Genomic DNA, 15,223 nt, shown 5'->3' with positions numbered 1-15,223 from the left:
CGACCGGGCACCGCCCCCGGCATCCCGCGTCGTCAGCCGACCGCCGCCGGGGCCACCGGCCGGCTCCCCACCGCCGCCGACGGGGGGACACGGGCCGTCGCCAGGCCCGCGAGCAGTCCCGCGCCCGCCGTCACCGGGGCGAAGCTCAGGGCGTTCCCCAGCAGGGCCAGCACCGCGAGCGCCGTCAGCGCGGCCGCCGCGCACAGCACCACCGGGGTCGGCCGCGGCGAGCGCCACAGCCCGTACAGCAGCCAGCCGAACGCCGCCGCCAGCAGCGCCGCGCCCACCAGACCCTGCTCCGCGGTCTGCTGGAACAGCGCCGAATGCGGTTTGCCGTCGGAGCCCGCCGTCTGCTGCGCCGTGACGCTCAGATTCTCGAAGCGGTCCGGCCCCACGCCCCGTACCGGCTCCTCCTCCGCCAGGGCGACCGCGTCCTGCCACAGCGCCACCCGGTTCTCCGTGAGCTGCGTCCTCAGATAGTCGGCCGGGCCGTCCGGCAGGGCGTCCTTCGCCACCGCCCACGACACCCCCGCCACCACCACCGTCACCAGGGCCAGCGCCGCCAGCGCCCAGGTGCGCCGCCGCCGCCCGGCCACCGCGACCGCGCACAGCACCACCGCCGCCGACGCCGCGACCCCCGCGGCCGACCCCAGGGCCACCGCCGTGCCCACCACGGCCACCGCCAGACCACGGAGCACCACGCGGGTCCCCGGCCGCCGCGCCGCCGACGCCGCACAGCACGCGGCCCCCGCGCTCACCGCCAGCAGGGCCGCCGCCGCGCCCGTGTCGCCGGGCTCCACGGGGGACTGCGCGTTCACCCCCGGCACCCCCTCCGGCGAGCAGACCGCCAGCCCGAGCAGAACCAGGGACGCCGCCGTCGCCGACGCCACCGGGACCAAGGCCCCCGACATCCGGCCGCAGGCGTACCCCGCGGCGACGGCCACGACCGCGAGCAGCACGCCCTCGGGACCGGCCTGCCGGCCCGCCGCGCTGATCAGCGCCCAGCCGACGGCCGCGCCGAGCACGGCCATCCCCACACCGTCCGCCGTATTGGTGCGCTCCCCCCGCGCAGCCGTCATCATGAATGAAGCCCCCCGAAACGTACTCCGGCGGTCCCCGTCGTCCGCCGCGTTCACCGTAGTGGTGGGCCCCGCTCCCGATCCACCCCCGACCTGCCCGGGGGCCCGGGAAGGCGATACCCCCCTCCCGTAGACTCGCCGCTGTGACCGCGACCATCGCCCCGACCGAACCGCCCGCGCCCGGCCCCGCGGCGCCCCGTCCGCTCGCGCGGCTGATCCGGCCGGGGGCCGCCGTACTGGCCGGGGCGATGCTCTACGCGAGCTTCCCACCGCGCCCGCTGTGGTGGCTGGCGCTGCCCGCGTTCGCCCTCCTCGGCTGGGCGCTGCGCGGTCGTCGCGCACGGGCCGGATTCGGTCTCGGCTACCTCGCCGGGCTCGCGTTCCTGCTGCCGCTGCTGATCTGGACCGGCGAGGACGTCGGCCCGGTGCCGTGGGTCGCGCTGGCCGCCGTCGAGGCGCTGTTCATCGGCGGCACCGGCCTCGGGATCGCCGTGGTGTCCCGGCTCCCCGGCTGGCCCGTGTGGGCCGCCGCCGTCTGGATCCTCGGCGAGGCCGCCCGGGCCCGGGTGCCGTTCGGCGGCTTCCCCTGGGGCAAGGTCGCGTTCGGGCAGGCCGACGGTGTGTTCCTGCCGCTCGCGGCGCTCGGCGGTACGCCCGTCCTGGGCTTCGCGGTCGTCCTGTGCGGATTCGGTCTGTACGAGACCGGGCGCCGGGTCGCCGCCCACCGCCGCCGAGGCGGGCCCCTGCCGCGCCGCCCGCTCGCCGCCGCGCTGCTGGCCGTCCTGGTCCCGGCGACCGCCGCGGTGGCGGCCCGCCCGCTGGTCGACGCGTCCGCCGAGGACGGCACCGCGACCGTCGCGGCGATCCAGGGCAACGTCCCCCGGCTCGGCCTCGACTTCAACTCCCAGCGGCGCGCGGTGCTGGACAACCACGTACGCCGGACCGAACAGCTCGCCGCCGATGTGAAGGCGGGCCGGGAACCGCAGCCCGACTTCGTCCTCTGGCCGGAGAACTCCTCCGACATCGACCCGTACGCCAACGCCGACGCCCGGATGGTCATCGACCGGGCCGTGAAGGCGATCGGGGTCCCGACCGTCGTCGGCGCGGTCCTCACCCCCGAGACCGGGAAACTGCGAAACACCCTCATCGAATGGGACCCCGAGCGGGGCCCCGTCAACACCTACGACAAGCGGCACGTCCAGCCGTTCGGCGAGTACATCCCGATGCGCTCCTTCGTCCGGCTGTTCAGCAAGGACGTGGACCGGGTCCGCCGCGACTTCGGCCCCGGCGACAAGGTCGGCGTCTTCGATCTCGCGGGCACCAAGGTCGGCCTGGTCACCTGCTTCGAGGCCGCGTTCGACGACATGGCACGGGACACCGTCACCAACGGCGCCCAGCTGATCTCCGTACCGAGCAACAACGCCACCTTCGGCCGGAGCGAGATGACCTACCAGCAGCTCGCCATGGACCGGATCAGGGCCGTCGAGCACGGGCGTTCCGTGGTCGTCCCCGTCACCAGCGGCGTCAGCGCCGTCATCATGCCGGACGGCGAGGTCGTCGAGAAGACGAAGCTGTTCACCCCCGGCGCCCTGGTCGCCGAGGTCCCGCTGCGCTCGTCCCTGACCCCGGCGACCCGGGCGGGCGCCTGGCCCGAACTGGCGCTGGTCCTGATCGCCGCGGGTGGTCTCGGCTGGTCGGTGACGACGGCACTCCGGGCCCGCCGGGCCGTCTCCCGCTGAGGGGTCCCCGGGGCGCCCGTTTTCCACGGAGGCGTCACCGTCCGCGGTGCCGCCGCTCGGCCTCGGCGTGCCACCACCCCGGCGGCGACGGCCCGTCGCGGCGGGCCGTGGGCTGATCGGGGTGGAGGCCCAGCCGCCACAGCGACGCGGCGCGTACGGCGATGTCGTAGTAGCCCCGCCAACGCCCGTCGGTGCCGGGCCCGCAGGCCAGCTCGTACCGGATCTCGTCGCCCGTGAACGGAAGCCAGTCGACCCCGCGATCCCGCAGTCAACCCCGCAGCGCGGCGGGGGGCTTCGCGCCGCCCGGGAGGTTCTCGTAGGCGAGGACGGTGACGTACGGGTTCTCGTGGGGGTCGTCGTGGTGATCCATACCGTGATCATCCCACCGTGGTCCCGCGGATCCACCGAACGGTGGAGGCGCGAATCAACCCGGGCCCGGACGCCACGGTCGATGTGGCGAGGTGCGGTACGCCCGTAACTTCGCGGTATGACCGCATTGGAAGTGCGCAATCTGCACAAACGTTACGGGCGGCATGTCGCCGTCGACGATGTCTCCTTCACCGTCGAGGAGGGGGAGATCTTCGGCATCATCGGGCCCAACGGCGCCGGCAAGACGACGACCGTCGAGAGCGTCGCCGGCCTGCGAACGCCCGACTCGGGCTCGATCTCCGTGCTGGGACTCGACCCGGTCGAGGACCGGGCGGAGGCGCGTGAGCTGCTCGGCGTGCAACTGCAGGAGAGCAGCTTCCCGGACGCGATCAAGGTCGCCGAAGCCCTGGAGCTCTACAGCTCCTTCTACCGGAACCCCGCCGACCGGCGCGAGCTGATGGATCTCCTCGGTCTCACCGAGAAGCGCGACACGCGGTACAAGGCCCTCTCGGGCGGGCAGAAGCAGCGGCTCTCGATCGCGCTCGCCCTGGTCGGCAATCCGAAGGTCGCGATTCTCGACGAACTCACGACGGGACTGGACCCGCAGGCGAGGCGCGACACCTGGAGCCTCGTCGAACGGGTCCGCGACAGGGGCGTCACGATCCTCCTCGTCACGCACTTCATGGACGAGGCGGAGCGCCTCAGCGACCGGATCGCCGTCATCGACGGCGGCCGGGTCGCCGCGGTGGGGACGCCCGCGGGGCTGATCGCGCAGTCGAGCGCGACGCGGCAGGTCCGGTTCCGTGTGAGTCAACCCCTGGACAAGAGCGTCCTGACCGGGCTTCCCGACGTGACCGATGTCGAGATCACCGGGAGCCGCTGGCTGGTCACCGGCGGGGGACAGCTGCTGACCAGTGTCGCGGGGGCCCTCGCCAGGGCGCAGGTCGTGGCGGAGGATCTCCGCGTCGACCAGCGCAACCTCGACGACGCGTTCCTGGCCTTCACGGGACGCGCCCCGGCGTCCCCGGAACCCTCCGAGAGGAGGGCCGGCTGATGCGCGCTCTCCTGAAGATGGTCGAGGTCGAGACGAAACTCTTCCTCCGGGAGTCCGCCACCGTCGTCTTCGGTGTGCTGTTCCCGGCGGGACTCCTGCTCGGCCTGGGTGCTGTCCCGGCGCTCAGAGAGCCGTCGCCGGAAACCGGCGGGCTCCGGTCCATCGACATCTGGGCGCCGACCGCCCTGGTGTTCGGGATGGTGATGATCGCCGTGCAGCACATCCCGGCGGTGATCGCGACGTATCGTGAGCGCGGCATCCTGCGCAGGCTGTCGACCACTCCCGCGCATCCGCGGAGTGTCCTGCTCGCACAGACGACGGTCGCGTTCGCCTCCGTGGTGGTCTCCGCGGCACTCATGATCTTCCTCGCGTGGGCGGTGCTGGACATCGCGCCGCCCGAGCGGCCCCTGAAGTTCGTCGTCGCCTTCGTCGTCGGCTACGCGGCACTGTTCGGGATCGGCATGATCTCCGCGGCCGTGGCCCGCACGAGCGGTGCCGCGAACCAGATCGGTACTCTTCTGTTCGTCGCGCTGATGTTCTCCGGCGGAGCCTTCCTGCCCCGAGTCCTCATGCCCGACGTGCTGCGCGAGGTCGGCGAATTCATACCGCCCGGGCTGCAGGCTCTCACCTCGGCGTGGTCCGCCGAAGCGGGCGAGGTCACCGCCACCGCAGGTGGGCAGCCCTTCTGGCTGCAGATCGCCATAATGGCGGGTGTCGCGGTGACCGCGAGCGCGATCGCAGCCAAGCTCTTCCGCTGGGAGTAGATGTCGATGACGGAGGATGCCGGGGCTGGTGAGCGTCCGAGTTCCGTGACGCGTGAATCCGCCGTCGCGGAAGCGGCGGAGAGCGCGCATCGCTCCCGGCTGGCGTGGAAGGAGGAGCAGCTACGGGTCTGGGACTTTCTGCAGCTGATCACACCCTGGCTGCTCCTGGCGATCTCGACGGCGGTCTACTTCTCGTGGGTGCTTCCGGCCTACGGCGACCGCTTCAGGCCCGAGGGCGCGGCCGTCCTCGGTCTGGTCGCGGTCTCGGTGCTGTGGGTGCTGTTCGGTCACACGCTGCCCATCAGGAGGAGGACGCTCCGGCCCGTGCCGGCGGGCATCTTCTTCGTCGGGCTGCTGGCGCTGTGCACCACCCTCATGACGTACTCCGACATCTTCCTCGTCTTCACCGTCGCGGGCTTCTTCCACGCTTACCTGCTCAGGCCGTGGCCGTTGGGCGTGCTCGGAGTTCTGGCCACCTCCGTGGCCCTCAACGGCTCGGCGCTGCGGGTATGGGCCGACCCGGCCACGGACGTACTCGCGGAGTTCATCCTGATCGTCGCCGTGCAGACCGCGGCGATCGGGGTGGGAATCCTGCTGACGGCGCGCAGCGAACCGGAGGAACGCAAGCGGGAGGAGCTCGTCGAGCGACTCGAGGCGGCCCTGCACGAGAACGCCGGGCTCCATGCGCAACTGGTCGCCCAGGCCCGTGAGTCCGGGGCGCAGGACGAGCGGCAGCGACTGGCCGGCGAAATCCACGACACTCTCGCCCAGGGTCTCGCCGGCATCATCACACAGCTCCAGGCGGCGGAGCGTGCCGCGAGTGCGCGGGGCGAGACGGACGAGCACGTCGCGCGGGCGCTCCGGCTCGCGCGCGGCAGTCTGACCGAGGCCAGACGGTCCGTGCGGGCGCTCGCCCCCCGGGAACTCGGGCGGGCGCACCTCCCCGACGCCCTGCGCACCTTGACCGAGCGATGGTCGCGGGACCAGGGGATCACCGCGCGGATGGAGGTCACCGGAGCCCGGGAGCCACTGAGCCCGGCGATCGAGGTGTCGCTCTTCCGGGTCGCGCAGGAGTCGCTGACCAATGTGGCGAAGCACGCGGAGGCCTCGCGCGTCGGTGTCACGCTGTCGTATACGGGCACCGAGGTGCTGTTGGACGTACGGGACGACGGACGCGGGTTCGCGAAAGGGGCCGGCACCGGCTTCGGCCTGACGAGCATGCGGCAGCGCATCAGAGGGGTCGGCGGTCGTATAGAGGTACAGAGCACCTCGGGTGAAGGAACGTCCGTCAGTGCGCGCGTTCCGGCGATCGCCCCCGGGGGCACCAGGGCAGAGGGGGAGACCGGCCGATGATCCGACTGGTAGTGGTCGACGACCATCCGATCGTGAGGGGCGGTCTTCGCGACACCTTCGCGGGCGCCGAGGACATCGTCGTGGTCGGTGAGGCCGCGAACGGAGCCGAGGGCATCGAGCGTGCGCGGCTGCTGGCGGCGGATGTCGTGCTCATGGACCTTCGGATGCCCGTGATGGACGGCGTCGCCGCGACCGCTGCCCTGCGCGAACGGGCCCCGGGTGTCCGAGTGCTGGTCCTGACCACCTTCGACAGCGAGAGCGACGTCCTGCCGGCGATCGAGGCGGGCGCGATCGGATATCTCCTGAAGGACGCCCTGCCCGACGAACTGATGCGAGCCGTCCGGGCGGCCGCGCGTGGCGAGTCGGTGCTCGCGCCGTCCGTGACGCGGCATCTCATGGAGCAGGTCCGGAGGCCCGGGGCCGGCACACTGACCGACCGGGAGAAGGAGGTGCTGCAGTTGGTCGCGAACGGCAATTCGAATCGGGAGGCCGCGGCGACGTTGTTCATCGGCGAAGCGAGCATCAAGACCCATCTCCAGCACATCTACGACAAGCTCGGCGTTCGTGACCGGGCCTCTGCGGTGGCCGAGGGCTACCGCCGTCGCCTGCTCATATGACGCCCCTGCGGCCGGCCGGCGCACGACAGGAACGTCACGAGCGGCATCGAAACCGGAGGGTCTGCGGTCATCGCGGAGCAAGGGCCCCTTTCGCGGCACCGGCGTGGAGCGGTGTGCGGGGGTTGCACCTTCCGTAGCGGCATATGGTCGGGTGGACCTGCGCCCGTATCCCCGGAGAAAAGGTCCCCGCTCATGCACGCGTCCTTCCTGCCGCCCCGCCAGGTCAAGATCGGTGACGCGGCGGCCTTCGCCGGCAGCACGCCGCGGGCGATTCGCCACTACCACGAGATCGGTCTGCTTCCCGAGCCCGAGCGGGGCGGCGACGGCCGCCGCCGCTACGCGTACGAGGACCTGATCCGCCTGCTGTGGATTCGCAGGACGGCCGACGCCGGGATCGCCCTGGACGACATCCGCGACGCCTTCACCACCGGCACGGCTTCCGCGGGCGCGGACGGCGGGGAAGGCATCGCGGGCATCCTGGAGCGGTTGGAGGAGACCCTCGCCGAGCGGGAGGCGACCTTGCGGCGGCAACGGGCCGCCGTGCGGCGGATGCGCACCGAAGGCAGCCGGATGGGCCTGCTCTCCGACTTCGTCACCGAACGCCTCAAGAGCCTGCCCGAGGGCTCCCTGCGCCAGACGGACCTGGACACTCTGCTGGTCACCGAGCGGATCTTCGGCCCGCTCGGCGCGGCCGTCCAGGCCACTCGGTTCATCGCCCTGGCCACGCATCCCACCCTGCGGGAGGATTCCGACCGCGTCGACGCCGCCGAGGAGGCACTCGACGACAGCGTCGCCGTCGACGATCCACGGGTGGCTCATGTGGCCGCCGAGCGGCACGCCTTCGAAAACGCCCTGCAGGCCGTCATCGAGGAGTCCGGTCTAGACAAGGACGACGACGCCCTCTTCGACGCCTGGGACGCCTTGCACCCCGCTGCCGCCGATGACGGCGAGGACGAGGCCGCCACCGGCTCCGGCAGGCGGCAGGCCGGCTCCATGAGCGTGCTCGAAGCCATCGGCAGGATGCCGTACGACTTCTCCCCGGCCCGGCTGCGCTGTATGGAACTGGCCGGAGAACTGTCCGCCCAGGACTCGTCCGTTACCTGAGACACGGCACGGGCCGAACTCCTCCACAGGGGCACGGGCCCTCGTGGAGGAGTTCGTGGGGTGCGGGCTACCGGGAAGAGCCCACCGGCTCCGGCTGGTCGGCCGGTGCCGCGGGCGCGCCGCCCCGCATCAGCAGGCCCGTGAGGAGAGCACCCACCGCGGCGACCGCGGCGGCGCCGACGAACGCGGCGCTGAACCCGTCGGTCAGGGCGGGCAGATCGCCGAGCTTCCCGGCGCCCTGGGACGTCGCGACCGCGGTGAGCGCCGCCAGGCCGAGCGCGGAGCCGACCTGGTAGGTGGTGTTGACGATGCCGGAGGCGAGTCCGGCGTCCTCCTGGCGGGCGCGGGAGATCGCGGACATCATCGCCGGGATGTAGGCGAGCGACATACCGACCGCGGCGACCAGCGACGCGGGCAGGACGTCCACCAGGAAGGTGCCCGTGGGCTCGATCGCGGAGAGCCACAGCAGCCCGGCCGCCAGGACCAGCAGACCGCCGGAGATCAGCGGCTTGGCGCCCCACCGGCCCAGCAGCCTCGCGGTGATCAGCGTCATGAAGACCATCAGGAGCGCCGTCATCGGCAGCAGCGCGGCGCCGCTGGCGAAGGCCCCGTAGCCCAGGACCTGCTGGAGGTAGAGGTTCAGGAAGTACCACATCGGGATCCACGCGGCGCCCAGGAGGGCCATCCCCAGGTTGGAGATGCCGAGGCCGGGGGTCCGCCAGATGGCCAGCGGCATCAGCGGTGTACGGACCGACTTCTGGACGACCAGGAAGAGACCCAGCAGGACGGCCGCGCCGATCAGCTGGAGGATCGTGTCCGTGGCGCCCCAGCCGACCTCCGGGGCCCGGACGACGGCGAAGACCGCGAGGGCCAGTCCGGCGGTGACGGCGGCCGCGCCGACGACGTCGACCGCTCCGCGACGGGGCGCGGCGGAGGGCAGCAGTCCGACGGCGGCCAGGGTGGCCAGGCCGATCGGGACGTAGATGATGAAGATCCACGGCCAGCTCAGCCACTCGGTGAAGACACCGCCGAGGAAGACTCCGGCGGTACCGCCCGCCGGGGCCGCGGCGCCGTAGAGGGCCATCGCCTTGCCCAGCTCCTTCGGGCTGTGCCCGAAGAGCATCATCAGCAGAGTCATCGACGCCGGGGCTATCAGCGCGCCGCCCACACCCTGCACGGCGCGTCCGACGACCTCCACCCAGGCCGTGGTCGCCGCCGCGGCCACCACCGATCCGGCGATCAGCACCACCCAGCCGCCGATGAAGACCCGGCGGGCTCCCAGCAGGTCCGAGAGTCTGCCGCCGAGGAGCAGCAGTCCGCCGAAGGCGATCACATACGCGTTGAAGACCCACTGGAGGTCCTCGGGGGCGAAGCCCAGGTCGCGCTGCATCTCGGGGAGCGCCACACCGATGATCGAAGTGTCCATGATCACCATGAACTGCGCGGTGGCCAGCACCAGAAGTGCCCACCAGCGCCGCGGATTGACGGTTGGCATAGCCCGTCCCCTCTCCTGTGATTCCATACCCCTCGGGGGTATCCCTTCGGGCGAGAGGAGAATATACCCCTAGGGGGTATGGAAATGGCAAGTGGGGGTCGTGCGATCTTTCGGCGGTGACCGAGGGGCGGACGGCCGCGGGCGTGCGTGCGCGAAGGTGCCCGGGCGCGAGAGGGCGGTGTGTGCGCCGGCCGCGCGGGGGCGGCGCAGAGGCGGCGCGAAGGCGTCACGCGGTGGCGCGGGGTCGGCGCGCGCGGGTGTCACGCGGTGGCGCGGGGGGCGTGCCGGGCCGGCCGCGGGGACGGTCAGACGGCGGCGCGGCCTCGGCGGCGCCCGGACGTGCCCTGCTCCGGAGCGGTGGAGCGCTGCTCGCGGGCCCGTGCGTCGGCGACGAGTGCCGCCGTCACCAGGCGGACCCCGCGCGCCAGCCGGTCGAGTTGGTCCAGCTCGGCCGCGTACATCAGGATCGCGCTCTCGACGATCCGATGGGAGACCCCGAGCGGCGGGAGCTCGGCCCGGCAGCTCTGGAGTCCGGCCCGTACGACCCTGATCTCGTGCTGGAGCTGAAGCCGGGCGTGGCGGGCCAGGACGACGGGGTGCCGGGTGAGGGTCGGATACGTGGCGTAACGCGCCGGGACCAGGCCGCGCAGCCAGCGGCTCGCGGTGTGCTCCCACTCCGGGGTGCCGGGCGCGGCGACCTGGAGCGGCCAGTCCGGATCGGCCGGTGAGGGAGTCCGGTGCATCGTCGTCGCTCCAGCCGTGACGGGTCCGGGACGGCGGGCCGCCCCGGAAGATTCTGGCGGCCCCGGCCTATAGGGGTTGGGCCGAGGCCGCCGGGTGGGCATCCGCAGGGGACCGGAGGCCCGTACGGGAATCGCGGCGACGACGCGAGGAGGAGTGCGTCGGGGCGCGATGCCCGGTTCTTGCGCGGCGCGTGGTGCGCCGGGAGGACGGAGAGGAAGGGGCCGGTGGCGCGGTGGTGCGTCCATACGGTCGCGGTCGGCCGGCCTTCCTCAAGGCGTGGGCGGTCATGGGATCCGATCGATCCTGTTGATCTCCGAACCACTTCTCGAAGTAAATATATATACCGTCGAGTACGCAAGGGTAAGAAAATTTTCATGCAGTCCGGTTCGCCGGGTGTTGTCCAACGAGGAGCGGTTCGGGGGGTGTTGTCATAGGCCGGGCGTACGGGAATGTGCCCACCGGCGACGGCGGCCGGGCTCGGGGCTCAGTCGTCGAGGAAGAAGTCGTGCTGCTCGGCGGCGTGTTCATAGCTTTCGAGCCGGGTCTGGGTGCGCTGGGGATCCGCGTCCGCCATCGCCTGGAGCAGGGCGGCCGACAGAACGCCCGGCGCCGCGTACGAGTCGAAGACCAGCCGCGATCCGGTGGCGGCCACCAGGAGCTCGTCCGCCTCGTCCGCGAGCGGGCCGAGCGGCAGATCGGTGATCAGGGCGACCCTCAGCCCCGCCGCCCGCGCGGCGCGCGTCGCCGCGAGGGTCTCGTTCGCGTGCCGGGGCATCGCGAAGGCCAGCACCCAGGTGCCGCCCGCCTCCCGGGACTGGAGCAGCGCGTCGTAGGCGACGCTCCCGCCGCGGGTGACCGTCCTGACGTCGGGGTGGATCCGGCGGGCGGCGTAGGCGAAGTACTCGGCGAGGGAGACCGAGATCCGCAGGCCGAGAACGGTGAGCGGTACGGAGCGGGCCAGCTCGCGGCCGAGATCCAGGATTCGGTCGGTGTCGGCGAGCAGTCGCCGCAGACTCTCCAGATTGTCGATCTCGGCGTCGACCGCCGCCTGGAGTTCATTGCGGCGGATCTGCTCACGGGGGTCGGGGACTCCCGCGATCGCGTTCAGGGCGATGGGCTGGAGCGCCTCGCGCAGCGCCGGGTAGCCGCTGAAGCCGACGGAGGCGGCGAACCGGGTGACCGAGGGCTGGCTGACCCCGACCCGGTCCGCGAGATCGGTGATCGAGAGGAAGGCGGCCTCGGTGAGGTGGTCGGTGATGTAGCGCGCGATGCGCCGCTGGCCCGGCGAGAGCCGGTGGCCGCCGAAGAGCGCCAGGACCCGGTCCGCCGGGGCGGGTTCGGCGATGGGCTCGCGCGTTCCCGGCGTGATCGCAGACGCCTGTGCGCGTGCCTGCTGATCTGATGGCACCGGTGTCACTCCTTCTCGTCCCGCTCCCGCTCAACATAGCCCAGTCGGCGGGGCGCACCGGGGGCGCTGTGATGCACCGTCTCGGATACCGGACGGTAGGTGGACGGGGGCCGGGCCGGGAACCGTCCCGGTGGAAGGGGGTGACTGGCGGAGAACGACCGTTCTCGATAGGCTGCGGGCGACGGTGGAGAACGATCGTTCTCCACCGGTGTTCCGCCATTCCGTCCGCCCCGACAGGAGGCCCCGTGCCCAGTCGCCCGCCCGTCCCCCCTTTCACCCACGAGTCCGCCGTCCTCAAGACCCGGCTCGCCGAGGACGCCTGGAACACCCGCGACCCCGAGCGGGTGGCCCTCGCGTACACCGGGGACTCCCGGTGGCGAAACCGCTCCGAGTTCATCACCGGCCGGGCCGAGATCGTCTCCTTCCTGACCCGTAAGTGGCACCACGAGCGGGAGTACCGGCTGATCAAGGAGATCTGGGCGCACGGCGACGACCGGATCGCGGTGCGTTTCGCCTACGAGTGGCGGGACGCCGACGGCGCCTGGTTCCGTTCCTACGGCAACGAGAACTGGGAGTTCGACGCCGACGGCCTGATGCGGACCCGGCACGCCTCCATCAACGACGTCCCCATCCCGGAGTCGGCCCGCCTCTTCCACTGGCCCCAGGGCCCCCGCCCCGCCGACCATCCCGGCCTGACGGCCCTCGGTCTGTGACCCGCGACAAGCCTCGATCGCCGGCCTGCCGGAAGAGGGGACCCCACCACGGGGCCACGGGCGCGGGCCCCGGGATGCCGACGCCGAAAATGCCTCCCGGGCGAGCGCCGGGCATGCTGGCTGTGTGACCTCGAACGGCGCGACCGGGGACGTCCCCCGGCGGTCCGGTGCCGCCCCCGGCACACCGACGGAGCTGGAGCTTCTGCTCGCCGAGGCCGCCGTAGGGGCCACGGAGGCGGTCGGCGGCTTCTCCGGCGGTGTCTATCTCCGCTCCGATACGGAGGGGCTGCTGCGGCTCGCCGTGATGACCGGGTTGCCCAGCAGGCTCTTCCGCCCCTGGTGGCGGGTGCATGTGAACCGGCCCTTCCCGGCGGCCCAGGTGTTCCGCTCGGGCCGCCCCGTCTATCTCGCGGACGCCGAGGAGGCCATGCGCCGCTTCCCGCAGCTCATGGTGAGCCTGCCGTTCCCCTTCAGCGGGTTCTACGCCCCGGTGGGCGACGGGAACGAGCGGTTCGGGGTGCTCGCCGTTCTGCGGGCCGTCACCCCCGGCCGCCCCGTCGTCCACGGCGACCGGCGCCGTATGAGCGATACGGCCCACCGGCTCGGCGCGGCGCTCGGCGCTCTCCGGGACCGCGGTACGGAGATCGGCTGGAACGCCGAGCCGCTGTCCGCCCAGATGCCGTCCCTGAGCGCGCCGCCCGTCCGTATCGGCCACTTCACCTGGGACCTCCGCACCGACGCCGTCACCGGGGACGCCGTGTTCTGCCGCATCCTGGGACACCGGCCCGAGGACTTCCCCGGCACCCTGACGGCCTTCACCGACCGGCTCACCCCCGAGGACGGCCTCGGGCTGCGCGCCGTCGCCCGCAGGACCGGGGCGGCGGACGGTCCGGATGCCCGGCGGATCCGGCTGCGCGGCGTCGACGGCCGGGCGCATCTCGTGGAGCTCTCCGAGGTCTCCGTCCGCCCCGAACCGCACACGGGACCGGGCGCGGGCCCCGTCGCCTTCCCCGCCCGCCCCGGTCCCGCCGGGGACCCGGGGCCCGGCGCCGCCCCCGCCGTACTCCACGGATTCCTCGTCGACCTCGGCCCCGGCCAGGCCGTCACGGAGGCCGGTGACCGGCTGCCCCGCGCCATGCTCTCCGTCGACCGGCTCGGCCGGGTCACCTACGCCAACACCAGCGCCGAGACCCTGCTCGGCCGGGGCCGGCCCGAACTGGCGGGCCGCGTCCTGTGGGAGGCCCTGCCCTGGCTCGCGGATCCCGTGTACGAGGACCACTTCCGGGCCGCCCTGATGGCCCGCGCCCCGGTCGCGTTCGTCGCCCGCCGCGCCGACGAGACCTGGCTGGAGGTGACCCTGTACTCGGGCCACGACGGCGTCACCGTCACCCTCGACCCCGCCGAACGGCCCGTCGGCCTCCCGCCCGGAGCGCCTGCCGACCGCCCCGCCGGGCCGCTGGGCGCGCTGACCGGGCGGTCCACCGGCCTCTACCGCCCGGTGGCCCTCGCCATCGCCCTCACCGAGGCCGTCACCGCCCGCCAGGTCTCGGCCGTCGTCACCGATGAGCTGCTGCCCGCGTTCGGCGGCCGTCAACTGGCCATCTACCTCCTCCACGAGCGGCATCTGTTCCTCGCCTGGGAGACCGGCTTCCCCCAGGGCTTCCTCGACCGCTTCGACGGCGTAGGACTCGACGCCCGGCTGCCCGGTGTGGAGACCCTCACCACCGGCCGCCCCCTGTTCTTCGAATCCATGGAGCACCTCGCCGCCGCCTACCCCGGCATCCCCCTCGACGCCCATGTCGGCGCCCGCGCCTTCCTCCCGCTCATCGCCTCCGGGCGGCCCGTCGGATCCTGCATCCTCGGCTTCGACCAGCCGCGCGACTTCAGCCCCGAGGAGCGCGCCGTCCTGACCGCCCTCGCCGGACTGATCGCCCAGGCGCTGGAGCGCGCCCGGCGGTACGACACCGAGGCCGCCCTCGCCCGCGGCCTCCAGGACGCCCTCCTCCCGCACCGGCTCCCCGTCCTCGACCACGTCGACACCGTAGGGCGCTACCTCCCCGGCACTCAGGGCATGGACGTCGGCGGCGACTGGTACGACGTCGTGGAGACCGGCGACCGGATCGCCCTGGTCATCGGCGACGTCCAGGGGCACGGGGTCGCCGCCGCCGCCACCATGGGCCAGCTCCGCAGCGCCCTGCGCGCCTTCGCCCTCGGCGGCCACGACCCTGCGGAGGTCATGAGCGGCACCAACCGGCTCCTCATCGACCTCGATCCGGGGCAGTTCGCCAGCTGTGTCTATCTGCTCCTCGACCCGGCGACCGGCCGTGCCCAGGCCGTACGGGCGGGCCATCCGCAGCCGCTGCTGCGTCACCCGGACGGCCGAACCGAGGTCCTCGACCTGGCGGGCGGTGTCGTCCTCGGGGTCGACGCGACGGCCTCGTACCCCGTCACCGAACTGACCCTGGAACCCGGTGCGCTCCTCGCCCTCTACACCGACGGAATGGTCGAACAGGCGGGCGCCGACATCGACACCGGTGTCGAACGGCTGCGCGCCGCCCTCGCCGGCGGCGGCGCGGAACCGCTGGCCGAGACCGCCAACCGGCTGATCCGCGAGGCGCGCAGGGCCGAGGACCGGCCGGACGACATCGCGCTGCTGCTGGCGTCCCGCTGGGAGTGACACACCCCGGGGTGCGCGGCGGAAGCCGGCGGACCGGAATCCGGTGGAGGCCGGGCCCGTACATCCGGGAACGGGCCCGCGCGCCGGGCCCCGCACCGGGCCCGCGC

The 15,223-nt window shown here is 72.9% G+C and carries 12 protein-coding genes; 8 read left to right on the top strand and 4 right to left on the bottom strand.

What is annotated here, in order from left to right; translation table 11 throughout:
• Positions 1 to 32 precede the first annotated feature (32 nt).
• Positions 33 to 1,082 carry an O-antigen ligase family protein gene (locus ACFXG1_RS08520; RefSeq protein ID WP_384718043.1) on the bottom strand — a complete coding sequence of 350 codons (1,050 nt, stop codon included), beginning with the start codon at positions 1,080 to 1,082 and terminating at the stop codon, positions 33 to 35.
• Positions 1,083 to 1,222: 140 nt separating this feature from the next.
• Between ACFXG1_RS08520 and lnt the strand changes: the two genes are divergently transcribed.
• From lnt to ACFXG1_RS08490, 6 genes are all read left to right on the top strand, one after another.
• A complete protein-coding gene (gene lnt / locus ACFXG1_RS08515; protein ID WP_384741740.1) occupies positions 1,223 to 2,818 on the top strand; it encodes an apolipoprotein N-acyltransferase in 1,596 nt (531 codons plus the stop codon).
• 487 nt (positions 2,819 to 3,305) lie between these two features.
• Positions 3,306 to 4,241 carry an ABC transporter ATP-binding protein gene (locus ACFXG1_RS08510; RefSeq protein ID WP_384741738.1) on the top strand — a complete coding sequence of 312 codons (936 nt, stop codon included), beginning with the start codon at positions 3,306 to 3,308 and terminating at the stop codon, positions 4,239 to 4,241.
• Positions 4,241 to 5,005: an ABC transporter permease gene (locus ACFXG1_RS08505; protein WP_384718760.1), complete on the top strand. Its 765-nt coding sequence runs from the start codon at positions 4,241 to 4,243 to the stop codon at positions 5,003 to 5,005. Before ACFXG1_RS08510 ends, ACFXG1_RS08505 begins: the two co-directional genes overlap by 1 nt.
• A gap of 45 nt (positions 5,006 to 5,050) precedes the next feature.
• Positions 5,051 to 6,358 carry a sensor histidine kinase gene (locus tag ACFXG1_RS08500; RefSeq protein WP_384718758.1) on the top strand — a complete coding sequence of 436 codons (1,308 nt, stop codon included), beginning with the start codon at positions 5,051 to 5,053 and terminating at the stop codon, positions 6,356 to 6,358.
• Complete coding sequence (locus ACFXG1_RS08495) at positions 6,355 to 6,975, top strand: response regulator (protein ID WP_384718756.1); 621 nt, start codon at positions 6,355 to 6,357, stop codon at positions 6,973 to 6,975. The genes ACFXG1_RS08500 and ACFXG1_RS08495 overlap by 4 nt, the downstream gene beginning before the upstream one ends.
• A gap of 192 nt (positions 6,976 to 7,167) precedes the next feature.
• On the top strand, positions 7,168 to 8,079 hold the full coding sequence (locus ACFXG1_RS08490) for a MerR family transcriptional regulator (RefSeq protein ID WP_384718754.1): 912 nt from the start codon (positions 7,168 to 7,170) through the stop codon (positions 8,077 to 8,079).
• Between the two features lie 67 nt (positions 8,080 to 8,146).
• Here ACFXG1_RS08490 and ACFXG1_RS08485 read toward each other — a convergent pair whose 3' ends face one another.
• The 3 genes from ACFXG1_RS08485 to ACFXG1_RS08475 all read right to left on the bottom strand — a co-directional run bounded on the left by ACFXG1_RS08485 (position 8,147) and on the right by ACFXG1_RS08475 (position 11,726).
• A complete protein-coding gene (locus ACFXG1_RS08485) occupies positions 8,147 to 9,574 on the bottom strand; it encodes an MFS transporter (protein WP_384741735.1) in 1,428 nt (475 codons plus the stop codon).
• 305 nt (positions 9,575 to 9,879) lie between these two features.
• On the bottom strand, positions 9,880 to 10,317 hold the full coding sequence (locus ACFXG1_RS08480) for a hypothetical protein (protein WP_384721007.1): 438 nt from the start codon (positions 10,315 to 10,317) through the stop codon (positions 9,880 to 9,882).
• Between the two features lie 485 nt (positions 10,318 to 10,802).
• Entirely contained in the window at positions 10,803 to 11,726 is a 924-nt protein-coding gene (locus ACFXG1_RS08475) for a MurR/RpiR family transcriptional regulator (protein WP_384721010.1), read from the bottom strand.
• A 245-nt stretch (positions 11,727 to 11,971) separates the two neighbouring features.
• On the opposite strand from ACFXG1_RS08475, the gene ACFXG1_RS08470 reads away from it, so the two are divergent.
• Together ACFXG1_RS08470 and ACFXG1_RS08465 are read left to right on the top strand one after the other, a co-directional pair.
• A complete protein-coding gene (locus ACFXG1_RS08470) occupies positions 11,972 to 12,439 on the top strand; it encodes a DUF1348 family protein (RefSeq protein ID WP_384724416.1) in 468 nt (155 codons plus the stop codon).
• Positions 12,440 to 12,563: 124 nt separating this feature from the next.
• Positions 12,564 to 15,116, top strand: a complete 2,553-nt coding sequence (locus ACFXG1_RS08465) for a SpoIIE family protein phosphatase (protein WP_384741732.1) — start codon at positions 12,564 to 12,566, stop codon at positions 15,114 to 15,116.
• Positions 15,117 to 15,223: the final 107 nt, after the last annotated feature.

It is taken from the genome of Streptomyces sp. NPDC059248, assembly GCF_042753905.1.
In the GTDB taxonomy this organism is placed as follows: Bacteria; Actinomycetota; Actinomycetes; order Streptomycetales; family Streptomycetaceae; genus Streptomyces.
This window is presented reverse-complemented; position numbering and strand designations above follow the sequence as displayed.